The organism is Aquimarina acroporae, from assembly GCF_023195925.1.
GTDB lineage: Bacteria > Bacteroidota > Bacteroidia > Flavobacteriales > Flavobacteriaceae > Aquimarina > Aquimarina acroporae.
The window spans coordinates 467,230-493,063 of sequence record NZ_JALPRE010000001.1; the positions used below are offsets into that span (position 1 = coordinate 467,230).

A 25,834-nucleotide genomic window follows, 5' to 3' on the forward strand; every position below is an offset into this window, starting at 1 on the left:
CAAAAAATTTTAGCCCCTAATACTGTCTTTTCAAAAGACTAAGGAATCCATTTTATATTTTTAAAATCTGGTTTACGTTTTTCCAGAAAAGCATTTCTCCCTTCTTTTGCTTCTTCTGTCATATACGCCAATCTGGTTGCTTCTCCAGCAAAAACCTGTTGCCCTACCATACCATCATCGGTAAGATTCATAGCAAATTTCAGCATTTTTATAGAAGTAGGCGATTTTTCTAAAATTTCCTGAGCCCACTGGTAAGCAGTATCTTCTAATTCATCATGAGGAATCACAGCATTTACCATTCCCATTTCGTATGCATCCTGAGCAGAATAATTTCTACCTAAGAAGAAAATTTCTCTAGCCTTTTTTTGTCCAACCATTTTAGCCAAATATGCAGATCCGTATCCCCCATCAAAACTAGTAACATCGGCATCAGTTTGTTTAAAAATCGCGTGTTCCTTACTTGCAAGTGTTAGATCACATACAACGTGCAAACTATGACCACCACCGACAGCCCAACCCGGCACAACTGCAATCACCACTTTAGGCATAAAACGTATAAGCCTTTGCACCTCAAGAATATTTAATCTATGCATTCCATCTTCACCAACATAACCTTGATGCCCCCTAGCCTTTTGATCACCACCGCTACAAAAAGAATATACACCATCTTTTGACGAAGGTCCCTCAGCAGATAATAAAACAACACCTATCGAAGTATCTTCTTGCGCATCATAAAAAGCATCATATAACTCACTTGTTGTATTGGGTCTAAACGCATTACGTACATCAGGTCTATTAAACGCTATGCGCGCCACACCATCGCACTTTTTATAGGTAATATCTTTATATTCTTTTGCTGTTTTCCAGTTTATTGAACTCATTTATGTATTTTTTTGTCCCTCAAAAATACTACAATATAATATACCAAGAACAAGGTAAAACCCTTAAAATTTAGTTTTATTTATAATTTATTGTTGATTTTAGCATAGTTTTTGATGATAATCAAGAAATTGCTTTTATATTTAAACTTATGAAATCATTACTTCTTATATTGTTTTGCGGTTTGTGCACACTTTCTTTTGGACAAGAAACACCTATTCAATTCATCAAAATAGAATTAGAACAACTGGGAGCACCCCTTTTGGTTAAGCAGGAAAGTCTAGGTTCAGAAAAATATCAGCTTATGCCAATTGACTTATCGGTTGACCTAAGAAAGCAGGCTTTATCAAAAAACGCACCCACTTTAGAATTACCAAAAGAGCAATTTATTGCACCCTTATATAGTGTAGCTGTTCCTCAACCTCAGGCATTACGCTTTACAGTATCAGGCAATGGTAATAACAGTTCTTTTACCAACAATGGAGGTATTAAAAACATTGCATATAAAGATGCGGGGTTTTACAGTGGTGCATTCTGCCCTATAACAGGACTTGCCTATTAAAATCTTTTAGGAAATTAAACGGATACCATCTTTTTCGATATCAATTTTACGGGCTTTGTAGAGAGATCCTATAGCCCTTTTAAAACTTTTTTTACTTAACTGAAAAACTTCTTTAATATCATCTGGATCCGATTTGTCATTCAAATCTATAAAACCTCCACTAGCCTCCAGTTCTTTAAGAATTTGTTGAGCATTAGGCTCAATACCTCTATACCCGTGTCTTTGTAGAGTAAGATCAATTTTGCCATCAGGACGCACTTTTTTTACATATCCTTTAATCTGATCTCCTGAAGTTATTTTCTGAAAAATCTCATCTGAATATACGAGACCAAGATGTTTTTGATTCACAATCATATTCCACCCATGCGGAGAGGGGTGTGAAGCGATTAAGTCTACTTCATCATAGGATGATAACAGTACCAAAGAATTATCTAAAAACCTGTTAGTTTTACTCGAAGCTGCCAATCTATTGGTTTCTTCATCGAGATACACATAAACGAGATACCAATTCCCAACCTTCATTTTATTAGTTTGTTCTTTAAAAGGAACAAAAAGATCTTTTTCGAGTCCCCAATCCAAAAAAGCTCCAATTTCAGAAACACTTGTACACTTTAGATATGCAAAACTATTTACAGTTGCATAAGGCTCTAAAGTAGTAGCTACGACACGTTCAGAACTATCTAGGTATACAAAAACCTTAATTTTATCCCCAATTTCAAATTCTTCCGGGACGTACTTATTAGGCAATAACACCTCATTCCCTTGTTCATCACCAAGAAAAATCCCTGGCTCCCTATCTCTTAATATTTCAAGTGTATTATAAACTCCTAATGCAAGCATTCTCAATATTTTTGCGCAAAGATAATTTTTTAAGTGTTCTTATACCCGATTTAAACAAAAAAAGACACCCTTTACAGAGCGTCTTTTTTTGTTTAATTGAAAGATTAAATCTTAATTATAGATAGACTCTTTTCCAAAATGCTTTGTTAAAAGATAATATACTACAGCTCTGTATTTGTTACGGTTAGACTTTCCGTATTGTTCAATTACCGAAGCAATAGCCTCATCTAATTTTGGACCATCAGCAAGCCCTAATTTTTTAATTAAAAAGTTCTTCTTAACCGTATCTAATTCACTCTGGTCACTACCTGATACAGTAGCAGCATCTGCATTATAAATAGAAGGCCCGCATCCAATAGTTACTTTAGTTAACAAGTCCATGTCTGGAGTCTGACCAATTTTGTCTTTGATATCAGAAGCATACTTAGTAATTAATTCGTCTCTTTTACTCATAAGATGATAATGTTTAGGTTTTTAGTTATTTATCTTCGTTCTCAAATATAGATGAATTATAAATGAATAATTCTTCTTTAAAGTATATTAAAACACCAAAATTAGATTAAGTGTTTAAAATAATCGATCAACGTACTATCATTTTCTTTTCTGGGGGTAAAAATTTCCAATAACTGAGGTAGACTATCATTCTTATATATCTTCTGAATTCCAGCTACGGTTTCTTCTTCGTTTACTGCAGATGTATATTCAAATCCAAACATCTTACACAAATGTATAGCCGTTAGACTATGAGCTGTTTCAAAATATGTACTAAAGTTACTACTTTCTTCTTTACCAGGCAAGATTCTAAATATACCTCCTCCATTATTATTAATAACTATAATTTTGAAGTTCGCTGGTATATAATCATTCCACAAACCATTGCTATCGTAAAAGAAACTAAGATCTCCTGTAATAAGCGTTGTAGAAATATCAGATGCCAATGCCGCTCCAATAGCAGTCGAAGTACTGCCATCTATGCCACTAGTACCTCGATTGCAAAACACCTTAAACGAAGGTTGTAATGTAAACAACTGTGCATATCGAACGGTTGAACTATTACTAAGCTGAATCATCTGATCTTTTGGAACACCATCAAAAATAATTTCAAAAGCTTTTAAATCTGTAAAAGAAACTTTATGTAAATATTTCTTATGATGCACTCTTCGTTGTTCACGAATAGCAACCCAATGTTTTTTATAACGACTCTCTTTGATTCTGGTTTTTTTCAGAAATTCAGCAAAAAAGATATTAGGTTCTAGTTTGACATGCTCGGTTAAACAAAAATAAGTATCGAAGGCTTTTTTTGCATCTATATGCCAATGAGCCTCTGGTTGATACTCTCGTAAAAAAGCTTTGATACGTTTTGAAACTACCATACCTCCTACTGTGAGTAATATTTCAGGTTGCAAGGTTTGAAATTCTTCCTTATCTAACGGAGTAATTAATTGATCTATACAATTGATATGCGTCTCATGATGAATATTTGATGTAGTTTCTGTAAGTACTAGTACCGATGGGTCATTTGCAAAGTAGTCTATCCACTGTTGCTTTAGCATTCCCGGAAAATTAACTCCAATTAAGATTAGTTTTCTTTCTGCTCGATTCCAATGTTCCAACATCTCAGATTCTATTTCTTCTGCGAGATAATACTGTGGATCTTCTACAGGAATATTTTTAGGGTTTATTGTCGCCTCTTTTATCTTGTCATAAAGCGGTTCATAAAAAGGTATGTTAATATGTACCGGGCCACTTTTTTCGATTGCCTTATTAAGGGCTAGATTAATTTCTCGCTCATTGTGTTTTTGAGCCTCTCGTTGTTTCTGTCTAACTTTATGATCCTTGATTTCGGTCTCTGCTACCACTTCAGAATACAAATTTGCCGAGTAAAGGATATGATTTTCAAAAACGTTTTTCTGTCTTATAGTTTGCCCATCACCTATATCAATTCTTTCAATGGGGCGATCTGCACTTAACACCACCAATGGAATGTCACTGTAAAACGCTTCAGAAATTGCCGGATAATAATTTAACAAAGCACTCCCAGAAGTACAAATTAATGCAACTGGTTTTTGAATTTGTTGTGCAATACCCAAAGCAAAAAAAGCTGCGCATCGCTCATCTACAATACTGTAACAACGCATATCTGGATGTTCACTAAAACCAATTGTAAGCGGTGCGTTTCGAGATCCCGGAGAAATTACTACATGATTTATACCTTTTGCTTCACATAAAGCAACTACGGTTTGCGCCAGAGGGATTTTAGAATATAAGCGTTTCTTCATTCGAAGCGCTAAATTACAACATCATCACAATTTAAGCCAACGTTTTGAAACTATTTTAAAACAATACTTTTTTCATAGTTTCTGTCTTTCTAACGGTTTCTTCCCATTCCTTTTCAGGAATAGAATCTTTGGTAACACCTCCTCCAACATATAAAACGGCTCGATTACCCTCTATTTCCATACAACGAAGGTTTACAAACAAGTTCGTATTTGAATTCTCTTCTTTTTCAAGATTAAGCTCTCCTAAAAAGCCAGTATAATATTTTCTATCATACCCCTCATGATCAGATATAAAATTCTTCGCTTCTAGCTTAGGTAATCCACATACTGCGGGTGTTGGATGTAAAATTTCCACAATATCTTTTATTCCTGATTTCTTAAAATTCAAACTCCCTTTGATATCTGTTCTTAAATGCAACAAGGTGCCCGCCCTATGCGTATAAGTTTTGGAAGAAACAATATCTGAAGCTATTGGTTTAAGCTCCTTCAAGATAAATTCTGTCACCATTTCTTGTTCTTCCAATTCTTTAGGGCCCCAAATTACAGAGGTAGTTGAATTGTAAGGCTGTGTACCCGCCAAAGCCATCGTAGAAAACTCATTACCAGTACTTGAGAATAGTGTTTCGGGAGTGGCACCCAACCAAGTCCCGACTTTGGGATGAAACCATAAATAAACAAAAGCTCCGGGATAAGCACTTACCAATCGTTGAAATAACAATATCGGATCAAGAACCTCGTCATATAAAACTTCTTCTTTTCGGGATAGCACCACTTTCTTAAAAATACCTTTTTCGATGGCTTGCACTCCCTTACTTACCAATTCCAGATGAACATCCTTATCAATAGCACCCTTAGCATTTACAACGCCTGCCATATGATCAACATTATTCACCTTGTCATTAAGTCTAACAACCCCATATTCACTTTGCGCACTTGGAATCACCACAGCTTTTCTAGTATGATCAAAAGGAGCAAAAACGAAACCCGAACCACTATAATCACTTACCTCATATCGCTTATCGTTCTTTTGAAAAAAAACTTGAAGTTCGTCTGAATGTTTATGATTATAAACAACAAAAGGCATTTGCTTCTTGATATGATCTTCAATTTTAGCATACATAGTGTTGCTATCCATACTATCGTGATTTGGGTAATGCAATTGTCGTTAACTTTACCGAAGAAACCAGATTATCTTCTTCATCACGTATTTTAATATTCCAAAGTTGAGTGGTCTTTCCTCTATGTACAATTTCAGTTTTTGCATATACAAAACCTTCTTTAACACTTTTTACATGGTTTGCAGAGATCTCTATTCCGCGTATAAAGAAATCTTGAGTATCTAAAAAGATATAGGTAGCTGCGCTCCCCACACTTTCTGCCAAGGCCACCATGGCACCACCATGCAACACACCATCAGGCTGGTGCACTCGAGGAGTAACAGGCATTTTAGCCACTAGATAATCTTCTCCTACTTCACAAAATGAAATTTCTAGAGTCTCCATTAAGGTGTTCTCACACATTTTTGCGCACTGCGCAAGTATTTCTGCTTCGGTATATTTCATATTTTAACATTGTTCTAAGCAAAAATATACAATGACTTTAAATAATTCTAACTATATTTGATTATTATTTTAACGAACGTTCAATAAAATGCCTAAGATAAAAACATCTAAAGAAGAGGTTCTTAAAAGAGTGATTCCTGTTTTAAGAGAAAGAGGTGTTCAAAACAGCAGTATGAGTGAATTATCCAAAGCTTGTGAAATTCAGAAATCTCATTTTTATTACTATTTCAATAACAAAGAAGAATTAATAAAAGAAGTGCTAGCTACTGTTCATAGCTATTTTAATCACAACCTTTTTAAAATTATCGATAATGAAACTATAAGTACCTCAGAAAAACTAATGAGAATGGAAGTGCTACTTGATAAGATATTCAGAGTTTCTAATGGAGGATGTATTATGGCTAATACCGCTTTAGAAACCATGCATCTTAATCCAAGTTACAAAAAAGAAATTCGTCTTTTTTTTCAGGATTTTATTGTTGGTATACAACGATTACTCTCCTCTAAATATGCTGAAGAGGACACCCTAGAATTGGCAGAACAAATGGTGCAAGATATAGAAGGAGGCATCTTGTTGACACAAGTCTATGAAGACCCCAAGTACCTATTAAACGCTATTAATCGGATGAAAAAAATAATTCTAAAAGATTAAAATGGAAGCATACACAGTAAAATCCTTTGATCAATATCCTATTTCTGTACATGAATTTGTACCAACATCTGCAAATGGTAAAACTATCGTTTTTGCTCCAGCCGTCGCCGTACCCCAAAAATTCTATTTCAATCTGGCGCAGCAACTCGCAGAAAAAGGCTGTAACGTTTTTACGTTTGATTATCGTGGTATAGGCTCCTCTACTTCTAAAAGTATACAGTCTTTAAAAAAACACGGATATTTTTCATGGGCACAAGATTTCAAAGCGGTTTCAAAACATGCCAAAGAGGAATACCCTGGCAACAAACAATACATGATAGGGCATAGTTATGGCGGCAACAGCATTGGTTTTAGTGATGCTCACCAATTTTATGATAAATACTTAACTATTGCCTCTCAATATGGATTTTACAAACATTTTAAATTCAAAATGCGTGTTCTAATTCAATTAAATTTTAGGTTTTTTGTTCCTTTCACCACCTCTATATTAGGATACTACCCTTCGGGTTGGTTTGGACTAGGAAGCCCCTTAACTACACAAGTTGCAAAAGATTGGGCTACTTTCCTATTACACCCAGACTCTATGCTACATTTCACCAAAGGTAACAACACTACCTTCTACAATGATATTAAAGACCCTATGCTCCTGGTAAGCATAGAAGACGACTTATTTGCTCCCAGAAAATCTGTAGATATTCTTGGTGACACCGTATATCAAAATGCTACAGTAGCTCGAAAACATCTCATACCTTCAGATTACAGTTTAAAAGCTATTGGGCATTTTGATTTTTTTAGGAAGAAAAATCAGGATATATTGTGGCCTATTGTTTATGATTGGTTTGAACTAAACTAAAAAAAACACTGTTCTAACCATTCTATTTCATTAAAATAACCAGAGACCCTCACATAAAACTATGAGCAATCAAGAAAAAGCTGTATCCTACAACACAACCAACTCCTACTCTACTTTAAACACTTTAACACCTGAAACAAAAAACGTATGGTTGGTTTTTCACGGAATAGGATACTTAAGTCGATATTTCGTGCACTTATTTGCTCCCCTTGATAAAAAAGAGAACTATATCATTGCACCTCAAGCGCCTTCAAAATTCTACAAAGGATTAGATTACAGGAAAGTAGGCTCTAGTTGGCTCACCAAAGAAAACACCAAAATTGAAACCGGTAATGTTTTACGCTACGTAGATGCTGTAGTTAACGCCGAAGATATTCCTAATCACGTTAATTTCATTGTTCTTGGTTATTCTCAAGGGGTTAGTATTGCCAGTCGTTGGATTGCCAGGCGCAGAATAAACTGTGATGCTTTTGTAATGGTCTCTGGAGGGTTCCCAAAAGAACTAACCAAAGAGGATTTTGATTTTATGGACCCGAATACCAAGGTTGCCCATATTGTTGGTAATGAAGACCCTTACTTCGAAATTGAAAAAGTACAAGCCGAGAAAGAAAGAGTAGCTCAAATTTTACCTCAAATCGAATTCAGCACTCATGAAGGAGGACACGAACTCAATTTGAAAAGCATAGAAAATGTTTTGTTCTAGACAAAAAACATTTGGACAGACAAACTACCCTTTTTGCTGAATTGCTGGCCTACTATGCACAGTATCATAGATAATAATTAACTTGTTTATTTTATGATCATCATTTAATTCTATAATATCTACCACTTTAAAACTTACTTTTTCACCTGTTTTTAATTCCCAATCATAATCAAAAAGCAGAGAAATACGATTGGTATTGTCTTCGTAAAAAACACCATCAAAATTCAGTACAGAATTTGCTGTATCTGCCGCTAGCGTTTTATAAAAAGATTTTGCCGGCATAGTCCCATACAAAGGTGAAACCACAATACCATCTTCAGCAAATAGTGCCATAATTTCTTCTACCTGATCGTTTTCCAAAAAATTAAGGTAACTTTTGGCCACGTCTTCTTTGGTCATTCTCATAAGTAACGTTCTTTAATTACTTCGAAATGATGAATTTGGTGCCCCATTAAGATGTAGCCCAATGCCCGAGCACTCATAGGGCTATTACTAGCCTCTCCTATTCTAGATAACATCTCTGGAGTAAACCCCTTATATAGGGTAATAGAACTATTTCGTACTGCTTCAAAATCGGCCAGTACTTCTGAAATACTATAGGTATTTGCATTTGAGTTGGGCACATAATCATCTTGCTCAAATCCCATTAAAGGTGTTTTGTCATTCCTCGCAAAACGCAATGCCCTGTAAGCAAATATTCTTTCAGAATCTATAAGGTGCTGAAGAACCTCTACCACCGTCCATTTACCGGTATCGTAAGCAAACGTCCATTTTTCTTCAGGAATAGTACTTACAAAATTTTTAAAATCATTTTTCCCTTGTTCCAGACCTTCTACAATATTCTCGTGTGTAGCTTTTGCAATATACGTTGCGTAATATGGATGAAATTCTCCTTCTTTAACCTGAGTAAGCATAGCATAAAATTAAAATGAGGCAGAAATTTAATAATTCCCGCCTCATTTGATATACTTCTTAACAGTTCTTTATTAGATTATGCAGAATTACGACTTGCATTTATGTTTCCAAATAACGATCTGGTAACCATTTTCTCATAAATTTCAAGATTGGAAGCATCTGTATCTTTTGACCTATGAATGTCTTGAATCTTCTTTAACGCATACTGCTGTATCGTAAGCAATGGAAGAACAATATTCTCTCTGATATCAATAGAGGCTTTTCCAGCGGGCTCATTTTGCATAAGCTCTGTATACCCGGTTAACTTAAACAATAATCGCTTTGTAAGCAGGTATTCATCATGAATAACATCCCAAAAAGCCCCATACTCAGAATCTTCTTTCATATAAGCTGTTAACTCAAAGAATGATTTCGTAAGGCTCATCATACTGTTCGCAATTAACGCTCTAAAAAATGGTGACTCCTTATACAATGTAACCACCTTTTCAAACTCTCCTTTATCTTCAAAAGATTGTAAAGCTGTTCCTACCCCATAAAAACCAGGTACATTTTGCTTTAATTGACTCCAGCTACCTACAAAAGGAATAGCTCTGAGATCCCCAAAATCTAGGGTTGCACTCTTATTCCGTTTAGAAGGTCTACTACCAATATTTGCCTTCCCATAATACTTTAATGTACTCATATGCTCTAAGTACGAAAGAAATTTAGGGTGATTCTTAAAATCAACATAGGTTTGATAACTAATATCTGCCAGTTCCTGCATCGTTTGTTTATTTTCTACAGAAAAAAGATTGGCTTCATTATTGGTTAACTCATTTTCTACTCCTGCTCCAAGCAATTGCTCCAGATTATACTGACATGAATCTAAGGTCCCAAAGTTTGAACTAATGGTTTGACCTTGCACCGTCAACTGAATTTCTTCATCTTCAACTGTAGGTCCTAGAGAAGCATAAAATTGATTTGTATTCCCTCCTCCTCTGGCTGGTGGCCCGCCTCTACCATCAAAAAAGACTACTTTCACATCATATTTTCTCGAAACTTCAGTAAGCGCTTCTTTAGCTTTAAATATCCCCCAGTTCGCCATTAAGTACCCACCATCTTTGGTACCATCAGAAAAACCAAGCATTATTGTCTGCTTCATACCCCTACGTTTCAAATGTGCCATATAGACAGGATTGCTATACAACGTTTCCATAACCTTATCTGCAACTTTTAAATCTGGCACCGTTTCAAATAATGGAATTACATCAACAGTTGGCATGTTCCAATCACACAATCTGATCATTGCAAAGGTCTCTAGCACATTAAGCTCATTTCCATTGTTACTTATGATATATCTATTTGCTGCGCGTTCTCCGTTGTTTGCCTGAATGGTTTTAATCGCATATATAGATTCTACCGTTGCCCGTGTGATATCTTCATCAAAAACAGAAGGATCCAGTTTCCCTTCAACCTTAGTAAGTACATCAATTTGCTCCTCTTCAGAGAGTGACAAATAGTTTTCAGGAAAGATCCTTAATCCAAGTTCATTGGTTTTTTCTACAATATTGGTTAACACTTTATGATGAACTCTCGAATCCTGACGAATATCGAGAGTTGCAAAATGAAAACCAAAGATCTTTACTTTATTGATGATATCTTGCAGCTCTTCTAAAAACAAAGATTGGTGCTCTGCTATCAGCTCTTCCTTAATTTCTAATAGCCCATTCATTAATGTATCTACTGAAAGAGGCTCTGCAGTTTTTGCATAATAAAAATTATCATAAAGCGCTGTTTCTAACACCGCGATTTTATCCTGGAGATTCCCAAAAGTGATTCGACGTTTAAGATTACGCATATCTCTGTAGTAATTTATCAAAACAGTTTTGCGCAATCGTTTAGCAACCTTCAAAGTCGTTTCGGTAGTCACAAATGGGTTACCATCTCTATCTCCTCCTGGCCAAAATCCAAGGTTTATTAGATCGTTATCAAAATCTTCGCCTTCAAAAATATTTTCGTGCACATAATTATAAATGGCACTAGCCGAATGATAAAATACATTTTCGAGGTACCAAATAAGACTTACCGCTTCATCATAAGGGGTTGGCTTTTCTTTCTTAAAAAAAGCTGTTTTCCCTAACTGAGCCAATAGTTTTTTAATTTTAGAAAGATCATTTGCGCGTATTGCAGTATCCAAATCATGAATTATTCCCAGTACTGTACCTGGATAAAATTGAGTTGGATGCGCCGTAAGCGTTGGTCGAATTTTAAATCTTTTTAAATATTCTTTCAACTCTCCCAACTGCCCCTTAGCCTGTGCTTCTTCTTTGATACTTCTCAAGGTTCCACGACCATCCATATTATTTACCGTTGGAAAAGCTGCATCCTCAATCGCATCAAACAATACTACTTGACGTTCTATATACTGTATAAATCTAAATAGTAAATCATGCTTTTCTTTTTCGGAAGGATTTTCTTGATAAAGTTTAAAAAAGCGTTCTACGATTTCGGTGGGATTCTTATGCTTATTATAGCCTTTCTCGCATACATCTTTAAAAAGCGGTAATAAAACTCCGGTATTCGTAATCGTATCAAAAGGCAATGTCATAAATATACTATTGTATATCTGATACTTAGCAAGAACATTTTCATTGAAACGTTCAATTTTAGGTTTTCTAGCCATTGTGTGGTGATAATTGTGGTTATTCTAGTGGTTAAAAAAAGATTTTCTTCTATATAAAGCTATATTTCAGAAAATGTGACTAAACATAAAAAAAAGCCCTTTCAGGTTTTCCTAAAGGGCTTTTTGATATTTTGTTATAAGAACCCTTTACAATTCTTGAAAAATAGAATGCATTAAGCGTTTCTTATCATTAATGCTCTCCTCTAAAGAAATCATAGTCTCTGTACGGTAAACACCGTCGATATCATCTAATTTGAAAATGATCTCCTTTGCATGGTTTGTATCCTTAGCTCTTACCTTACAAAAGATATTAAATTTACCTGTTGTAATGTGTGCAACGGTTACATAAGGAATTTCATTAATTCTTTCTAAGACGAATTTGGTTTGCGAGGTATTTTGTAGATAAATTCCAACATAGGCTATAAAAGAATATCCTAACTTTTTATAGTCTAATGTTAGCGAAGACCCTTCAATAATTCCAGCTTCTTCCATTTTTTTAACACGCACGTGTACAGTACCCGCAGAAATCAATAATTTCTTTGCGATATCTGTAAAAGGAGTACGCGTATTTTCTATCAGCATATCCAAAATTTGGTGGTCAACTTCGTCTAATTTAAATTTTGCCATAGTAATTAAAGTTATTTTTCCCGATTATTTACATTGCAAAAATAACAGAAAAATAAAGTTTTCACACATTTTATTTCACCTTTTTGTCAATTCTATTGAGAATAATTCAGAATCTAGGTAGAATTTTAACAACTCAGAATTCGGAACTATCATATTTCTAACGTTTTCGGAAGAGATAACCCTCTTTTTCCCTAAAATTTCGCGGTGGCCATAAAATTTTCGTAAATCCTCAATTTTAACAATTTTTGGTACGAATTTCACAGCATTTTCACTCAATTCTTCCTTAAATTGAATTGCTATATCTACATTTTTACCATCTAAAATGACATCTCTTATAATTATATCGAAAAAACATTTTCCATTTTCGGGAATAAGAAAATAGTCTTTATACCCATCACCAGTAACTGTTGTATTTGCGATATAAGTTATTGAAGCGACCAGCGCATAGAAAATGTATTCTCTTGTTTGCTCTCTATCGTAATCCTGTGCAAAATGTCCAGCTTCAAACAATATTGCTGGTATGCCTTGATGCTCCAAAGTATCACCAACACAATTTATATTAAAACCATCGTCATAACGCCCAACCTGATTCGGTATAAATTGTTGTAACGCTTGATTCATTTTAGCAATTACCTCCATCGATTTTTTACGACTAGGGGTAATCGTTCTTTCAGCATCACCGGCAGGAGATAAAAAAGACACTGTAGCAGATAAATTAGTTTCTCCAGCGCTAAAAATTGTACGCTGCCCGTGCAAGTTAAATGCAAAATCAGGTTGAATATCTACGATAAGATTATTTAAAACATTGCTCTCTTTTTGAGTTTTATCCTGAGCGTCCCTGTTAAGATCAACCTTATTATAATTTAATCGCGTGTACAACCTAGCTCCATCAGGGCTCAAAATGGGAACGATATATATCGTACAGGAATCCAGAAGATTATTAAGTTCTAAATTTTGGGAATCGGTTAGAAAGTTTAAAAGATCGAATAGCGCTTTTGTGGTGGTACTTTCGTTACCATGCATTTGAGACCATAAAAGAAGTTTTTTTCTACCTGTACCTATTTTAATAAGGTAAATAGGTTCATTGTTTTCAGAATTACCAATTGGTCTTATATCAATTTTAGAGGATAATTTATCTAGTAGAGGAGTAATATGATCTAAACAAATATAACGCCCATGCAAGGACGTTTCCTTGTACCTTTTAAAACAATCTTCAAGTTTTTTATGATTCATGATATGTATGATAAGAGCACGAAATTACCATAGTTTATTGAAGATTCATAACAATACAAATATTATTTACAACTGTAAACCAATCGGTGTTTTACAAATGTAAATAGCATCTAATTACAATTGTAAACGCATCAAAACTGATTGGTTGTTTACCTCTGTAAACATCATTATGAGTGTTGTTTCCAAATGTATAATATTAAATTTTTGATTTTATACATAATATAATTATATTGTTTTAAATTAATGCTTATCAAGTATTTAACAATGATTACATGAACTATTACTTTACATCTTGCAAATACTTGTTTACAAAAGTAAACTGTGTGTTTACAAGAATTTGTTTACCTTTGTAACACATAATTTCTATAAAAAAGGTTTACAATGGTAAACAATAAAGATTTTGGTAATAGAATCCAGAAAATCATGGATTTCTATGGTGTATCAGCTTCATCCTTTGCAGATTATATGGGTGTGGGACGCTCTTCTATTTCTCATATCCTCAGCGGAAGGAATAAGCCTAGTTTAGATTTTGTTATGAAAATAACCGAAGCCTATTCTGATGTAGATATGCAATGGTTGTTATATGGCAAAGGGAGTTTTCCTAAATCTGAAAATTCGATCTCAGAAATTAAAGAAGAAAAAAATGAACCTGTAAAATCTAAGCCTTCTTCTACTCCAATTTTGGAACCAGAGGAAGATCTTTTTTCTCAACCAATAGAAGAAGTAAAAAAAATAGAACCCGATGTAGTGGTCAATAAAAAAACAACTTCTACTTTTTCTTCAGAAAGTGATATCGATAGAATCGTTATTTTTTATAAGGATGGTACTTTTAATAGCTACCAAATGAAAAAATCTTGATAATTTTTTCATTGCTTTCTATAAACTTTATCTAAATAAATTTATTTTCGCTTTTAGTTAAACTATTTTATGAAACAGATAGCCTTTATCTTCTGTTGCTCTTTACTATTCGCCAGCTGTTACCAGCCGGAGAGGAATTGCTCAAATTTTCATGTAGGAACTTTTGAATTCGAGACATTACTAAACGGAGAGTTAGTAAAAACCACCTTTGTAAGAAACGATTCTATAGAAATTGATTATTTCGAAGGAAAAAGCGATACCGCTAGTATTCGGTGGATCAACGACTGTGAATATATTGTTCAAAAAGTAAATCCAAAGAGTATGTCTGAAGAAAAAGCGATTCATATGAAGATTTTAACTACCGACAATGACATCTATACATTCGAATACGGATTGGTAGGTGCAACCAATAAACAACGTGGAACCGCAAAAAAAATAAAATAAAATGTTTGAAATTTTCGCATCTGCAGATGCTTGGGTAGCCCTGTTAACACTTACGTTCCTTGAAATTGTATTGGGTATAGACAATATTATTTTTATATCTCTTGCTTCAAGCAAACTACCTCAGCAACAACAAAAGAAAGCTACCAACATAGGTCTAGCCCTTGCCATGGTAATGCGTATTATTCTTTTATTTGGTATTTCACTCTTGGTAGCTATGGAAGCTCCTTTCTGGCATATTAACCTGCCATGGGTGCAGGCTGGTATAAGCGGGCAAGCACTTATTTTATTTGCAGGAGGGCTCTTTCTATTGTATAAAAGTGTACATGAGATTCACGAGAAGGTGGATGAAAAAGGAGAAGAAGAAAAGGAAATTCAAGCCAAAAGCTCCTCTTCTCTATCAAATGCTATTTTACAAATTACCCTAATTAATGTAGTATTCTCATTCGATTCGATTCTTACTGCGGTAGGTATGACCAATGGACTAAGTAATGATCCTAATGATGCTTTAATTATTATGATTATTGCTGTTATTGTATCTGTACTTATCATGATGTTATTTGCAGCCCCAGTTGGAAGATTTGTAAACAAACACCCTTCTGTACAAATATTAGGACTTTCATTTTTAATCTTAATAGGCTTTATGCTAATAGCCGAAGCGGCACATTTAGCGCATTTCCAAATATTTGATACAGAGGTAGGTACAATACCTAAGGGATACCTTTACTTTACCATTGCTTTTTCACTATTTGTAGAGTTTCTCAACTTTAAACTCAGGAAAAAGAATAAGGTTAAAAAAGAAACCGAAACCGCTTAAAGATATAAACCGTGCTTCGTACGGTTTTTTTATACCTTCATAATCCAGCACAATAGAAAAAAACGCTCTTAAAATCAAGATGTTTTTTAGGCTTTCTTTGAGAGAATACATCTGTATATACGCTAACAGCCTTTAACTCATGTAAGAAAAAAACGGTTAGCTAAATAAGCTAATTTCCTACAAATCATATTTTTTTAACAATAAATATAATCTCCTGGCGTTTTTCATTTGAAATACATTTCATCCAAGAAAAATGGATTTCAACCGAAAGTGAATTAAAATTCTGTACGGTATCTAAGGTTTTTAAACCCCCTAAACCTAATTTTAGATATGGGTAGATTATTTTAATTTTTAACCAAACAACCCCAAAATATGAAAAATCACACACTATTTATTTTAATTTCGTTTGTGTTTTCGGGGCTATATGCTCAGGAAGAAACACATGGTTCAAATGCAGAATTAACCAATGTTGTACTCGAAGTACATAATGTAGAAGAATCTAACGTATCGAGAGTAAATCATATCAAATACTCTATAGAAGAATATGAGGAAATGATAGCAGAATGTAAGGAGTTAACTAAAAGACTTCAGGAATATGATAGGCTAATCCAAAACGGAAAGATGACAAAGGCTCAAAAACGCGCTTGGAAAAAAGAAGTGATGGAAGCCAAACTTCTTAACTTCAGAATTGATGATTTTACCACTATTTACATGAAAAGGAATTATTCTTTAATAGATCATGTAGATGTAAAGGCACTAAGTGATTACTATGACTTTTCTAAAACATTAGAAAGTGCTACACAATATGCCGGATTCTAACTGAATTTAAAAACGTTTTTAAAACAGCGAAGCTTACTTTGAGTAAGCTTCGCTGTTTTTTTGTATCAGGTTTTGTTATCTTTAGTAAACTCACTCCAACACTTTTTCCTATGAAATTTACTTGTACTACCGAGATTAATGCCCCTATAGATAAGGTCATCGCTTTATTTGATGATCCCAATAACCTGAAAGAATGGCAAGATGGTTTTATAAGTTTCGAACATCTTAGTGGCACGCCAGGCGAGGTAGGAGCAAAATCTTTACTAAAATACAAACATGGGAAACGGGAAATGGAGCTTATCGAAACGATCACAGCAAAAAACTTGCCTGATGAATTTAGCGGCATCTATGAACATGAACATATGGATAATGTTGTAAAATGTAGTTTTATTGAACTTCCTGATCAAAAGACACGATTAGAGTATCACGTAGATTACATAAAATACAAAGCATTCATACCAAAGTTAATAACTTTTCTAATGCCACATATGCCCAAAAAATATACTCAAAAATGGCTGGATCAATTCAAGGCATTTGCAGAGCAGTCATGAAAAAGTATCTATTTAAAAATAAAAAATAGCCTGCTGGAATAATTACAAATTTTACTGCATTTTTGTATCTCATAATTACATGATCAATATATGAATTTGGAAAAAGAGTTACACAAGCGTAGTCAATCGAAATGTGAATTATCAAGCACGACAGAAAATCTTCATATCTACACGGTTCCTAAATCACCGGGAACAGGTTTAGATGCAAATATTTTGATTTCTGCTACTTGTTTAGAGCAAATCGAAAACCCCGAAAAAGTAGATCCTAACCATTGGAGATGTTTAAACGACAGCATGTGGAGCGAAGTGCCTGCCGTGCAGGTGGTAGCCTGGAGAATGCTTAACCGACTGAAAAATGAAGGTTGGCCACAGGATTTATTAGATATGTTATATCTCGACGAAGACACACTTGCATGGGCAAAAGCTACAGGTGAAGATCAAGATGAAGATAATGCAATCAAACATATAGATGCCAATGGTGCTACTCTACAAGCAGGAGATAATGTGGTACTCATTAAAGATTTAAATGTAAAAGGAGCCAATTTCACCGCAAAACGAGGTACTGCAGTTCGAAATATTACCTTGGTACACGACAACGAAGAACATATAGAAGGTCGCGTAAACGGCCAGCACATCGTCATTCTTACCAAATACGTAAAAAAATCATAGTTATCGTAACCAGGTATCGGGATCAAGATAAAACATCTTTTTCCAACCTTGAACCGCTTTATCATCCTTTAAAGATACATACGGAAATGGTGTTGTGATTGCATAATGTAGATGTGGTGGTTTCCCTTTGGCGTTTCCGGTATCCCCTACAGTGCCTAATAAAGATCCTGCTTTTACTGGAGCAAGCGGAAAGGTTTCTATAGCATCTAAATGCGCATAATAATGAAATCTCCATTTAGGCCCTAAAACCATCACCGACTTCCCTCCTTTTCCACCTTCGTGCGTATACACAACAATACCTTTGGTTGCAGCTATTACCGGAGTTCCTCTATCGGCAAAAATATCTATCCCCTTATGTGTAATTGAAGTTCCCCAGGGATATGCCCAAAATGAATTATCATCCCAATTACTTGTAGTAGCTCCCTGAACCGGAATAATCATATTCTGGGGGATTACGAATCCTATCCCAATAACGAGAAAAGGAATCCAAAACCATTTTCTTAACTCCCGGTTTCTAATTAAGAAGCCAAGGGAGGTCAATAAAACAACCCAGAAACGTTTTGTAGTACCAGTAATCATAGTGTAACTAATGAAACCAAAGCAAATATACTCTGGTATTTATAAGGTTACTCCTTCTACTACCTCTTAAAACAATGTAGGCTGATCGTTATCCTCATCTTTTGGTGCTTCTGCAGAGGCATCAGGAGATACATTTTCTTCTTCTACCACTTCTATTTCTTCAGTAGGAAGCGGTTCTGGCTCTTCATAAGGTAATGACTCTAAAAGGTTTATTTGTTTTACCTTATGGGTAGTAAGCTGATTTCCTAAGGCTTTTATTCCTTTTATGGCTATAAACTCTTCCAAATTCACTTCTTCATTTGGTCGTTGATCTTTACCTCTTATTTTAGTAAAAACCACCTCAGCAATGGGTCTGTAATCTGTCGAAACCACCTCTAAGAATGATTTTGGATGCTCAGAGATAAAAGAATCCTCCCTTTCAGAATTTTCGATAAGAAAACGTTTTACGTAGTATCGCTCTTTTTCTCCATCCCAGTAAATTGCAGAAACCGGTTTTTTGGGTTTCCATTTCTCCAAAACAATCATATCAGACGGGAAATGCAATGTCATTTCTGGGATCAATGTCTTGGCAATACCTTTTTGATCGATTACCAATAAACGATCTTCACCTCTAAACTCTCCCAGAAGCTCACCTCTACCATCTACATTTAATCGCTGTACGGTATCATCGAACCATATTTTACGAGGTTTTAAGGTAGATACCCCTTGCTCTTTGAGTTCGATGCGTTTGATATTATATTTGGTAACGATATTTCCTTTTACCCCTCGCCCTTTGATGAGTAAATCTGAAAAATCAAGGTCGAATTTTAATTTTTTGATACTTCCGGCCTGACGCAAGAATATGGTCACCAGTTCTGCCTCTCCATTTGGGTTTGCAGAAAAATAAGTCACCTTAGAACTCTTTTTTCCTTGTGTTAAGTCGTATTCTTTATCTCTTGTTACGGCGGTAACCGCAAATCTCTTTACAAAAGAAGCTCCTCCTCTACCATCTTGATAAATCATATTATAGATCGTGCGCTTATCTTTTTTCTTGAATACAGCAACGTGAATAATGTTTTTACCTATAAATGTTTTAGAATCTACTTTGGTCACCATCATTTTTCCTTCGGCAGTAAAGCAAATAATATCATCGATGTCTGAGCAATCGGTTACATACTCATCTCTGCGTAACGAAGTACCCACAAAACCTTCTTCACGATTCACATATAGTTTTGTGTTTCGAATGACTACTTTGGTAGCTTCTATATCATCAAAAATCTTGATTTCGGTTTTGCGTTCTTTTCCTTTGCCGTAGGTCGTCTTTAATCTTTTAAAATAGTCGATTGCAAACTCGATCAAGTGCTCCAGGTTATGTTTTACCTTCGCAATTTCTTCTTCTAAAGCTTCTATTTTTTGCTGTGCTTTATCGATATCAAATTTTGAAATACGTTTGATACGAATCTCAGTTAGACGCACTATATCTTCTTCGGTAACCGCTCTTTTCAAATGCTTCACATGAGGCTTCAGCCCTTTATCTATAGCTTCTATCACTCCTTCCCAAGTTTCTACCTCTTCAATATCTCGATAGATACGATTTTCAATAAAAATACGTTCTAGCGAAGCAAAATGCCACTGTTCCCGAAGTTCCTCTAGCTGAATCTCGAGCTCACGTTTCAATAACTCTACCGTATTATCGGTAGAACGGCGAAGCATTTCAGAAACTCCTATAAAATTTGGCTTATTATCCTCGATCACACAACCCAAAGGTGATATAGATACCTCACAATTGGTAAACGCATACAACGCATCAATGGTTTTATCTGGAGAAATTCCCGAAGGCAAGTGTACCAATATCTCTACTTCAGCCGCTGTGTTGTCTTCTATTTTCTTGATTTTGATTTTCCCCTTGTCATTAGCTTTCAGAATAGAGTCTATCAAACTTGTAGTGGTTGTAGAAAACGGTATTTCTGTAATGACCAATGTATTTTTATCGAGTTGAGAGATTTTGGCTCGTACGCGTACTTTCCCTCCTCGGTTACCATCGTTATAATTGGTACAATCGGCAATACCAGCTGTTGGAAAATCGGGAACCAAGGTAAAGCGTTTCCCTTGCAGATGCTTTACTGATGCATCAATAAGCTCTATAAAGTTATGAGGTAATATTTTAGTACTTAATCCTACTGCAATACCTTCGGCCCCTTGTGCCAATAGTAAAGGAAATTTAACCGGTAGATTGATAGGTTCTTTTTTACGACCGTCGTACGACTGTTGCCAGTCGGTCACCTTAGGATTATAAACTACATCGAGCGCAAACTTAGACAATCGTGCCTCGATATACCTTGAAGCCGCTGCACGGTCACCGGTGAGAATGTTCCCCCAGTTCCCTTGCATATCGATTAAAAGATCTTTTTGCCCAATCTGCACCATGGCATCAGAGATACTGGCATCACCATGAGGGTGATACTGCATGGTATGACCTACGATATTTGCTACCTTATTATAGCGCCCATCGTCTAAATCCTTCATAGAATGAAGAATACGGCGTTGCACCGGCTTTAATCCATCCTCAATTGCAGGTACAGCACGTTCTAAAATCACATAAGAAGCATAATCAAGAAACCAGTCCTTGTACATTCCTGTGACTTTGGTAATCACTTCTTGAGGGTTATGATCTGCAGAAGTTGATTCGTGATGTAATTCTTCGTTTTCGTTTTCCAAATCCATATTTTATCCTAGGGGGCGCTTACAATTATAATTCTTCCTCTATAGCGTCTAATTCTACTTTTAGGTTATCGATGATAAACTCCTGTCGCTGTGGAGTGTTTTTTCCCATATAAAATGATAACAGCTCATCGATAGGCTTTTCTTTGTCTAACATTACGGGATCTAATCGCATATCATCACCAATAAAGTGCACAAATTCGTCTGGCGATATTTCTCCTAATCCCTTAAATCGTGTAATCTCTGGCTTACCAGTTAGTTTTTGAATCGCATCTTTCTTTTCTTGTTCTGAGTAGCAATATATGGTCTCCTTTTTGTTTCGTACTCTAAACAAGGGTGTTTGCAAGATGTATAAATGTCCCTCTTTAATCACTTCAGGAAAAAATTGTAGAAAGAAGGTGATTAACAACAATCGAATGTGCATACCATCTACATCGGCATCGGTAGCGATTACTATATTATTATATCGCAAATCTTCTAATGATTCTTCAATGTTTAAAGCAGCTTGTAAGAGATTAAATTCTTCATTTTCATACACAATCTTCTTACTCATATTGTAACTGTTTAAAGGCTTTCCCCTTAAACTAAATACTGCCTGTGTATTTACATCTCGAGATTTTGTAATCGAACCACTTGCCGAATCTCCCTCGGTAATAAACAGCGTACTCTCCAGATTACGATCTTTTTTACTATCGGTAAGGTGAACACGGCAATCGCGAAGCTTTTTGTTATGTAAACTTGCTTTTTTTGCACGTTCACGAGCGAGTTTTCGAATACCCGATAAATCTTTACGCTCACGCTCAGCTTGAAGAATTTTACGCTGCAGGCTCTCTGCCGTAGTGGCATTTTTATGTAGGAAATTATCGAGTTTGGTCTTTACAAAGTCATTGATATAGGTTCTTACGGTAGGTAGCCCACCTCCCATTTCGGTAGATCCCAATTTGGTTTTGGTCTGACTCTCAAAAACAGGCTCCATTACCTTAATACTTATGGCAGAAACAATTGACTTTCTAATATCACTAGCTTCATAGTTTTTACCATAAAACTCTCTCACGGTTTTTACCACGGCTTCTCTAAAGGCTGCTTGATGCGTACCTCCTTGCGTGGTATGCTGGCCGTTTACAAAAGAATGGTACTCTTCACTATATTGTGTTTTACTATGTGTAATGGCTACTTCTATATCGTCTCCCTTAAGGTGGATAATATCATACAAGCGATCTTCTTGATTTATATTATCTGAAAGCAGGTCTTTTAACCCATTTTCTGAAACGAATTTCTCTCCATTAAAAATAATGGTAAGCCCAGGGTTAAGGTATACATAGTTTTTAAGCATTTTGGTCACATACTCTGTACGATACTTGTAATGCTTAAAAATACTATCATCGGGTACAAACGATACTTTGGTTCCTCGTCTTCTCGAGGTTTCATCTAGTATATCCTGATTGGTAAGATTCCCTTTTTCGAACTCAGCAGAAGCCGATTTACCATCACGGGTAGACTCTACCCGAAAATAGGTAGATAGTGCATTTACCGCCTTGGTACCTACCCCATTTAACCCTACCGACTTTTTGAAAGCTCGGGAGTCATACTTACCCCCAGTATTCATTTTGGAGACTACGTCTACCACTTTACCCAGCGGTATCCCACGACCATAATCTCGCACGATCACTTTATCTCCTTGAATAGAGATTTCTATCGTTTTACCGGCACCCATAACATATTCATCGATCGAATTGTCGAGTACCTCTTTTAATAAAATGTAAATTCCATCATCGGGTGATGATCCATCGCCTAACTTACCAATATACATCCCGGGTCGCATACGTATATGCTCTTTCCAGTCGAGGGATCGTATATTATCTTCGGTATATTTGGTTTCCTTGCTCATAAAATTTCAGGTAGAATGCCAGCTAATATAAGGTTTCACTTACAAAATTAAAACAGCCGCTCTACAAAGTAATTAACAAATCGTTCACGTATTTTGTTGATTATTTGGTAAACAGCGATTTATGATTTTTTGGTCTTTAGCAATGGGGTTTTACAAACCCTTAGTTATACTCCCTAAGAGTATACAACCTCTGGTAGCGGCAAGCTGTTGCCTTCTGGTACGTTTTAGTGCGTTTTAGGGTAACATTTAGATAGTTGTAAACACTTATACTTAGTTACACACTAGTACAATAGCATATATAAGAAATATAGTTACTTTTGGTAATTATACATATGTTACAAACAATTCAAACAAATCTTATATTAATGGCCAAAAAAACGGTTATTATTATTTCATTGATATTATTAACCAGTTGTGATTCATATAAATCAATGTTCATTTTTAGCAGGTTTACGATCAAACCGAATTCCAATTTAGAAGCCTTTAGAATTATTGACACAACAAGTATCTATAAAGAAGTGGAACTTGTTAACTTAACTTACAATACAAAATTGAACTTAGATAAACGTGAATATATAAATTACATAAGGTTTAAGAAAAGTGGAGAAATGGTTAGATTGCTTACTGACAAATTAACTGATTGGCAAAGCAGAGAATCTGAATTGAAAAGAATGCAAAGATATAATTACAGTGAAAAGGGGTTCTATATAGAATATCACTTCCATACGGTTCAAGGAGGCTGGTCTATTTGGAAATCGAAACTGATTAAACATTCCAATGATTCACTAATTTTTAGACATAAAAATTATATAACAAAATACGTCAGAACGGCAATACCTGTAAAACAATAAGAAATTATTGAAAAGAAAATAGTTTGTAACAATTTGCCCTGCTACAACACATATATAAAACGTTAGCATACATTCTAAAATGAACCTTTCTGAAGTATATTTCTATATCGTGATAATTATTTGTTTGCTACTCAGTTGCGCAATTGTGACGTTTACTGAGGATCTAAAAGACGAGCAATATTTCAAGCGCTATCTAAAAATTACATTTTCAATAGGTTTTCTTGGAATTATAATGGAGTTACTAAATTGGAATTATCTCTGTAGCCTAAATTGTACGCTTATGACATTCTCCCCTTTTCTGACTGTATTAATCTCTAAAGGAATTATAGAATTTTATAAAACAGTACTCAAAAGAGAAGGATTCCAAGTTCAATGGGGCAAACTGTCTGATGGAATATGGAAAAAGAATAAAGGAGATTCTAATAAAGGGTTGTTTTATACTTGGTATACAACCAATTTAATAAGTCTTCCGATTTTTACTATTGGAATGCTATATATTATAATCGAAAAAACGGCATGCTAACACCATTTATGTGATCATGGCTTATTTGGGATTAATCGATTGGTTCGTGTATATTTATGTAGGCGCAGTGATTTAAAACTGAAAAAGGAATAAAATCTGCGCAGAGTTGTCCAAGGTTAGGTAACAATTTGCTTCGCCACTACACATATATTAAGCGTTAGTTGCAATTATAAATGAATATCTACAAAGCATTCTTACTTACTGCTATCATAATTGGACTTGATTATGGCTTGGACTATGGAATTGCCCATTTGCTCAAATTGTATTTTGAATCTAATGATTCTTTAGAAACTCTTGAAGCTTTATATCAAACCATTAGCTTGATTAATATTCTGTTTACTTTGATTACATATTTTATTGTCATCAAAGTATTTGAAATAACTGCGATATGGAATAAGGAAACATTCAGCACTAAATCCATAAAAGCAAGTCACATAATTTATCTAATAATTATTGCCACTGGACTAGAATTAATGGAAAGACCATTCTTTGACTTTAAATTAATTTTGGATAAAATACACGATATTCCCCTTGAGCCATACTCCCATTATGAAAGAGAAAATATCACTCTCGTTTATCTTAGTATTTCTTCATTAATAGTGGCTCCGATATTCGAAGAAATCATTTTTAGAAAACATATGTTTACAAAATTAGCGCAAAAATATTCGTTGAACATATCAATTTTAATCTCTAGTTTTTGCTTTGCCTTAATTCATCTACCAAGCTACAGAAACCTGTTGCCTACATTTATTGTCGGAATTATTTGTTGTCTAATCTACATTAAAACCAAACGAATAATTTATACTATAACATTTCATTTTATCGGAAATTTAAGTTGGTTAATATTAATCATTTTTGGCGAAAAATATTATAGCTGGATATACAGGTTTGAATTTGGATTTATGTATTGGGTGGTGGTGTGTTTTGGATTATTACTTGTTATATTTGGGTTAAAAAAAATAACAGTAGCTAATAAAGTATAACAAATCATAAATCCCTTCGAGAAGCAACGCTTGTTATACGCAACGCTGTGCTTTGTTAAAAAACACCTAATCTGAATAGAATATCTAATGAACGAAGTAGATAAAAAGTTTTATGATCGTGTTGATGCGCATATTAATTTATCGAACGATCAACTGAAAACGGAAACTCGAGGAAAAGTAAGTGCGTCAATGATGTACAGTGTTGCAAGATTTAATGCTTGGGTAAGCGCCTGTGGATGGAATAGTGGAGAAGAAATGAGGTCGAGAAGAGAAGAAACTCTTGACTATTTTGTAACGGAATATAGAAAAATGTTGGAGGAAAATCTAGATGACTACATTCATAACTTTGACGATTTTATGGAACCGAAAAAATAAAACGAAAGCACAA

Annotated in this window: 28 protein-coding genes; 14 read left to right on the forward strand and 14 right to left on the reverse strand. The window is 34.9% G+C overall.

The genetic code is table 11. The features are described 5' to 3' along the window. Nucleotides 1–38: 38 nt before the first annotated feature. Nucleotides 39–881: a 1,4-dihydroxy-2-naphthoyl-CoA synthase gene (locus tag M0D21_RS02275; protein WP_248326045.1), complete on the reverse strand. Its 843-nt coding sequence runs from the start codon at nt 879–881 to the stop codon at nt 39–41. A 149-nt stretch (nt 882–1,030) separates the two neighbouring features. On the opposite strand from M0D21_RS02275, the gene M0D21_RS02280 reads away from it, so the two are divergent. Then, nucleotides 1,031–1,441 carry a hypothetical protein gene (locus M0D21_RS02280; RefSeq protein WP_248326046.1) on the forward strand — a complete coding sequence of 137 codons (411 nt, stop codon included), beginning with the start codon at nt 1,031–1,033 and terminating at the stop codon, nt 1,439–1,441. 6 nt (nt 1,442–1,447) lie between these two features. On the opposite strand, the gene M0D21_RS02285 is transcribed toward M0D21_RS02280, so the two are convergent. The 5 genes from M0D21_RS02285 to M0D21_RS02305 form a co-directional block, all read right to left on the reverse strand. After that, complete coding sequence (locus M0D21_RS02285) at nt 1,448–2,281, reverse strand: CvfB family protein (RefSeq protein ID WP_248326047.1); 834 nt, start codon at nt 2,279–2,281, stop codon at nt 1,448–1,450. Between the two features lie 111 nt (nt 2,282–2,392). After that, the gene (locus M0D21_RS02290) at nt 2,393–2,734 is read right to left on the reverse strand and encodes a DUF2853 family protein (RefSeq protein WP_248326048.1); all 342 of its coding nucleotides are present in this window, start codon (nt 2,732–2,734) and stop codon (nt 2,393–2,395) included. 101 nt (nt 2,735–2,835) lie between these two features. Beyond that, nucleotides 2,836–4,560 (reverse strand): 2-succinyl-5-enolpyruvyl-6-hydroxy-3-cyclohexene-1-carboxylic-acid synthase, encoded by a 1,725-nt coding sequence (menD, locus tag M0D21_RS02295; protein WP_248326049.1) that lies wholly within the window; start codon nt 4,558–4,560, stop codon nt 2,836–2,838. A gap of 55 nt (nt 4,561–4,615) precedes the next feature. Beyond that, a complete protein-coding gene (locus tag M0D21_RS02300) occupies nt 4,616–5,695 on the reverse strand; it encodes an isochorismate synthase (protein ID WP_248326050.1) in 1,080 nt (359 codons plus the stop codon). Nucleotide 5,696: 1 nt separating this feature from the next. Continuing rightward, nucleotides 5,697–6,122, reverse strand: coding sequence for a PaaI family thioesterase (locus M0D21_RS02305; protein WP_248326051.1), 426 nt, complete (start codon nt 6,120–6,122; stop codon nt 5,697–5,699). A gap of 88 nt (nt 6,123–6,210) precedes the next feature. Between M0D21_RS02305 and M0D21_RS02310 the strand changes: the two genes are divergently transcribed. From M0D21_RS02310 to M0D21_RS02320, 3 genes are all read left to right on the forward strand, one after another. Beyond that, complete coding sequence (locus tag M0D21_RS02310) at nt 6,211–6,774, forward strand: TetR/AcrR family transcriptional regulator (protein WP_248326052.1); 564 nt, start codon at nt 6,211–6,213, stop codon at nt 6,772–6,774. A 1-nt stretch (nt 6,775) separates the two neighbouring features. Next, complete coding sequence (locus tag M0D21_RS02315; RefSeq protein ID WP_248326053.1) at nt 6,776–7,627, forward strand: alpha/beta hydrolase family protein; 852 nt, start codon at nt 6,776–6,778, stop codon at nt 7,625–7,627. A gap of 61 nt (nt 7,628–7,688) precedes the next feature. Continuing rightward, nucleotides 7,689–8,330 (forward strand): alpha/beta hydrolase, encoded by a 642-nt coding sequence (locus tag M0D21_RS02320; protein WP_248326054.1) that lies wholly within the window; start codon nt 7,689–7,691, stop codon nt 8,328–8,330. Nucleotides 8,331–8,354: 24 nt separating this feature from the next. Here M0D21_RS02320 and M0D21_RS02325 read toward each other — a convergent pair whose 3' ends face one another. The 5 genes from M0D21_RS02325 to M0D21_RS02345 form a co-directional block, all read right to left on the reverse strand. Beyond that, nucleotides 8,355–8,735: a nuclear transport factor 2 family protein gene (locus M0D21_RS02325; protein WP_248326055.1), complete on the reverse strand. Its 381-nt coding sequence runs from the start codon at nt 8,733–8,735 to the stop codon at nt 8,355–8,357. After that, entirely contained in the window at nt 8,732–9,244 is a 513-nt protein-coding gene (locus tag M0D21_RS02330) for a DinB family protein (RefSeq protein ID WP_248326056.1), read from the reverse strand. Before M0D21_RS02330 ends, M0D21_RS02325 begins: the two co-directional genes overlap by 4 nt. 77 nt (nt 9,245–9,321) lie before the next feature. Next, nucleotides 9,322–11,907 carry a phosphoenolpyruvate carboxylase gene (locus tag M0D21_RS02335; protein WP_248326057.1) on the reverse strand — a complete coding sequence of 862 codons (2,586 nt, stop codon included), beginning with the start codon at nt 11,905–11,907 and terminating at the stop codon, nt 9,322–9,324. 147 nt (nt 11,908–12,054) lie between these two features. Beyond that, the gene (locus M0D21_RS02340) at nt 12,055–12,534 is read right to left on the reverse strand and encodes an Lrp/AsnC family transcriptional regulator (protein WP_073313016.1); all 480 of its coding nucleotides are present in this window, start codon (nt 12,532–12,534) and stop codon (nt 12,055–12,057) included. A gap of 75 nt (nt 12,535–12,609) precedes the next feature. After that, nucleotides 12,610–13,767, reverse strand: coding sequence for a M14 family zinc carboxypeptidase (locus M0D21_RS02345; RefSeq protein ID WP_248326058.1), 1,158 nt, complete (start codon nt 13,765–13,767; stop codon nt 12,610–12,612). Between the two features lie 381 nt (nt 13,768–14,148). Between M0D21_RS02345 and M0D21_RS02350 the strand changes: the two genes are divergently transcribed. The 6 genes from M0D21_RS02350 to M0D21_RS02375 all read left to right on the forward strand — a co-directional run bounded on the left by M0D21_RS02350 (nt 14,149) and on the right by M0D21_RS02375 (nt 17,922). Continuing rightward, nucleotides 14,149–14,625 (forward strand): helix-turn-helix domain-containing protein, encoded by a 477-nt coding sequence (locus M0D21_RS02350; protein WP_248326070.1) that lies wholly within the window; start codon nt 14,149–14,151, stop codon nt 14,623–14,625. 69 nt (nt 14,626–14,694) lie between these two features. Next, nucleotides 14,695–15,069 carry a DNA topoisomerase IV gene (locus tag M0D21_RS02355; protein WP_248326072.1) on the forward strand — a complete coding sequence of 125 codons (375 nt, stop codon included), beginning with the start codon at nt 14,695–14,697 and terminating at the stop codon, nt 15,067–15,069. A gap of 1 nt (nt 15,070) precedes the next feature. After that, complete coding sequence (locus M0D21_RS02360) at nt 15,071–15,883, forward strand: TerC family protein (RefSeq protein WP_248326081.1); 813 nt, start codon at nt 15,071–15,073, stop codon at nt 15,881–15,883. A gap of 372 nt (nt 15,884–16,255) precedes the next feature. Further along, complete coding sequence (locus M0D21_RS02365; RefSeq protein ID WP_248326091.1) at nt 16,256–16,702, forward strand: hypothetical protein; 447 nt, start codon at nt 16,256–16,258, stop codon at nt 16,700–16,702. A gap of 110 nt (nt 16,703–16,812) precedes the next feature. After that, nucleotides 16,813–17,253, forward strand: a complete 441-nt coding sequence (locus tag M0D21_RS02370) for an SRPBCC family protein (RefSeq protein WP_248326093.1) — start codon at nt 16,813–16,815, stop codon at nt 17,251–17,253. 90 nt (nt 17,254–17,343) lie between these two features. Beyond that, nucleotides 17,344–17,922 carry a PhnA domain-containing protein gene (locus M0D21_RS02375; protein WP_248326095.1) on the forward strand — a complete coding sequence of 193 codons (579 nt, stop codon included), beginning with the start codon at nt 17,344–17,346 and terminating at the stop codon, nt 17,920–17,922. On the opposite strand, the gene M0D21_RS02380 is transcribed toward M0D21_RS02375, so the two are convergent. The 3 genes from M0D21_RS02380 to M0D21_RS02390 form a co-directional block, all read right to left on the reverse strand. Next, the gene (locus M0D21_RS02380; protein WP_248326097.1) at nt 17,923–18,501 is read right to left on the reverse strand and encodes a M23 family metallopeptidase; all 579 of its coding nucleotides are present in this window, start codon (nt 18,499–18,501) and stop codon (nt 17,923–17,925) included. A gap of 66 nt (nt 18,502–18,567) precedes the next feature. After that, nucleotides 18,568–21,204 carry a DNA gyrase/topoisomerase IV subunit A gene (locus M0D21_RS02385; protein ID WP_248326099.1) on the reverse strand — a complete coding sequence of 879 codons (2,637 nt, stop codon included), beginning with the start codon at nt 21,202–21,204 and terminating at the stop codon, nt 18,568–18,570. A 25-nt stretch (nt 21,205–21,229) separates the two neighbouring features. Continuing rightward, nucleotides 21,230–23,089: a DNA topoisomerase IV subunit B gene (locus tag M0D21_RS02390; protein ID WP_248326101.1), complete on the reverse strand. Its 1,860-nt coding sequence runs from the start codon at nt 23,087–23,089 to the stop codon at nt 21,230–21,232. 365 nt (nt 23,090–23,454) lie between these two features. Between M0D21_RS02390 and M0D21_RS02395 the strand changes: the two genes are divergently transcribed. The 4 genes from M0D21_RS02395 (at nt 23,455) to M0D21_RS02410 (ending at nt 25,821) form a co-directional block, all read left to right on the forward strand. Next, a complete protein-coding gene (locus M0D21_RS02395) occupies nt 23,455–23,940 on the forward strand; it encodes a hypothetical protein (protein ID WP_248326104.1) in 486 nt (161 codons plus the stop codon). 280 nt (nt 23,941–24,220) lie between these two features. Continuing rightward, nucleotides 24,221–24,463: a hypothetical protein gene (locus M0D21_RS02400; RefSeq protein ID WP_248326106.1), complete on the forward strand. Its 243-nt coding sequence runs from the start codon at nt 24,221–24,223 to the stop codon at nt 24,461–24,463. Between the two features lie 173 nt (nt 24,464–24,636). After that, the gene (locus M0D21_RS02405; protein ID WP_248326108.1) at nt 24,637–25,446 is read left to right on the forward strand and encodes a CPBP family intramembrane glutamic endopeptidase; all 810 of its coding nucleotides are present in this window, start codon (nt 24,637–24,639) and stop codon (nt 25,444–25,446) included. Nucleotides 25,447–25,533: 87 nt separating this feature from the next. Next, a complete protein-coding gene (locus M0D21_RS02410) occupies nt 25,534–25,821 on the forward strand; it encodes a DUF3144 domain-containing protein (protein ID WP_248326110.1) in 288 nt (95 codons plus the stop codon). Nucleotides 25,822–25,834 lie beyond the last annotated feature (13 nt).

Excerpts from the sequence above, each read along its gene's own strand:
- M0D21_RS02400 (WP_248326106.1), top strand. The coding sequence starts at position 24,221 with ATGACATTCTCCCCTTTTCTGACTGTATTAATCTCTAAAGGAATTATA.
- M0D21_RS02335 (WP_248326057.1), bottom strand. The coding sequence starts at position 11,907 with ATGGCTAGAAAACCTAAAATTGAACGTTTCAATGAAAATGTTCTTGCT.
- M0D21_RS02345 (WP_248326058.1), bottom strand. The coding sequence starts at position 13,767 with ATGAATCATAAAAAACTTGAAGATTGTTTTAAAAGGTACAAGGAAACG.
- M0D21_RS02370 (WP_248326093.1), top strand. The coding sequence starts at position 16,813 with ATGAAATTTACTTGTACTACCGAGATTAATGCCCCTATAGATAAGGTC.
- M0D21_RS02290 (WP_248326048.1), bottom strand. The coding sequence starts at position 2,734 with ATGAGTAAAAGAGACGAATTAATTACTAAGTATGCTTCTGATATCAAA.
- M0D21_RS02285 (WP_248326047.1), bottom strand. The coding sequence starts at position 2,281 with ATGCTTGCATTAGGAGTTTATAATACACTTGAAATATTAAGAGATAGG.
- M0D21_RS02390 (WP_248326101.1), bottom strand. The coding sequence starts at position 23,089 with ATGAGCAAGGAAACCAAATATACCGAAGATAATATACGATCCCTCGAC.
- M0D21_RS02365 (WP_248326091.1), top strand. The coding sequence starts at position 16,256 with ATGAAAAATCACACACTATTTATTTTAATTTCGTTTGTGTTTTCGGGG.
- menD (WP_248326049.1), bottom strand. The coding sequence starts at position 4,560 with ATGAAGAAACGCTTATATTCTAAAATCCCTCTGGCGCAAACCGTAGTT.
- M0D21_RS02300 (WP_248326050.1), bottom strand. The coding sequence starts at position 5,695 with ATGGATAGCAACACTATGTATGCTAAAATTGAAGATCATATCAAGAAG.
- M0D21_RS02310 (WP_248326052.1), top strand. The coding sequence starts at position 6,211 with ATGCCTAAGATAAAAACATCTAAAGAAGAGGTTCTTAAAAGAGTGATT.
- M0D21_RS02280 (WP_248326046.1), top strand. The coding sequence starts at position 1,031 with ATGAAATCATTACTTCTTATATTGTTTTGCGGTTTGTGCACACTTTCT.
- M0D21_RS02340 (WP_073313016.1), bottom strand. The coding sequence starts at position 12,534 with ATGGCAAAATTTAAATTAGACGAAGTTGACCACCAAATTTTGGATATG.
- M0D21_RS02305 (WP_248326051.1), bottom strand. The coding sequence starts at position 6,122 with ATGAAATATACCGAAGCAGAAATACTTGCGCAGTGCGCAAAAATGTGT.
- M0D21_RS02355 (WP_248326072.1), top strand. The coding sequence starts at position 14,695 with ATGAAACAGATAGCCTTTATCTTCTGTTGCTCTTTACTATTCGCCAGC.
- M0D21_RS02395 (WP_248326104.1), top strand. The coding sequence starts at position 23,455 with ATGGCCAAAAAAACGGTTATTATTATTTCATTGATATTATTAACCAGT.
- M0D21_RS02325 (WP_248326055.1), bottom strand. The coding sequence starts at position 8,735 with ATGAGAATGACCAAAGAAGACGTGGCCAAAAGTTACCTTAATTTTTTG.
- M0D21_RS02315 (WP_248326053.1), top strand. The coding sequence starts at position 6,776 with ATGGAAGCATACACAGTAAAATCCTTTGATCAATATCCTATTTCTGTA.
- M0D21_RS02275 (WP_248326045.1), bottom strand. The coding sequence starts at position 881 with ATGAGTTCAATAAACTGGAAAACAGCAAAAGAATATAAAGATATTACC.
- M0D21_RS02375 (WP_248326095.1), top strand. The coding sequence starts at position 17,344 with ATGAATTTGGAAAAAGAGTTACACAAGCGTAGTCAATCGAAATGTGAA.
- M0D21_RS02410 (WP_248326110.1), top strand. The coding sequence starts at position 25,534 with ATGAACGAAGTAGATAAAAAGTTTTATGATCGTGTTGATGCGCATATT.
- M0D21_RS02320 (WP_248326054.1), top strand. The coding sequence starts at position 7,689 with ATGAGCAATCAAGAAAAAGCTGTATCCTACAACACAACCAACTCCTAC.
- M0D21_RS02330 (WP_248326056.1), bottom strand. The coding sequence starts at position 9,244 with ATGCTTACTCAGGTTAAAGAAGGAGAATTTCATCCATATTACGCAACG.
- M0D21_RS02360 (WP_248326081.1), top strand. The coding sequence starts at position 15,071 with ATGTTTGAAATTTTCGCATCTGCAGATGCTTGGGTAGCCCTGTTAACA.
- M0D21_RS02380 (WP_248326097.1), bottom strand. The coding sequence starts at position 18,501 with ATGATTACTGGTACTACAAAACGTTTCTGGGTTGTTTTATTGACCTCC.
- M0D21_RS02350 (WP_248326070.1), top strand. The coding sequence starts at position 14,149 with ATGGTAAACAATAAAGATTTTGGTAATAGAATCCAGAAAATCATGGAT.
- M0D21_RS02405 (WP_248326108.1), top strand. The coding sequence starts at position 24,637 with ATGAATATCTACAAAGCATTCTTACTTACTGCTATCATAATTGGACTT.
- M0D21_RS02385 (WP_248326099.1), bottom strand. The coding sequence starts at position 21,204 with ATGGATTTGGAAAACGAAAACGAAGAATTACATCACGAATCAACTTCT.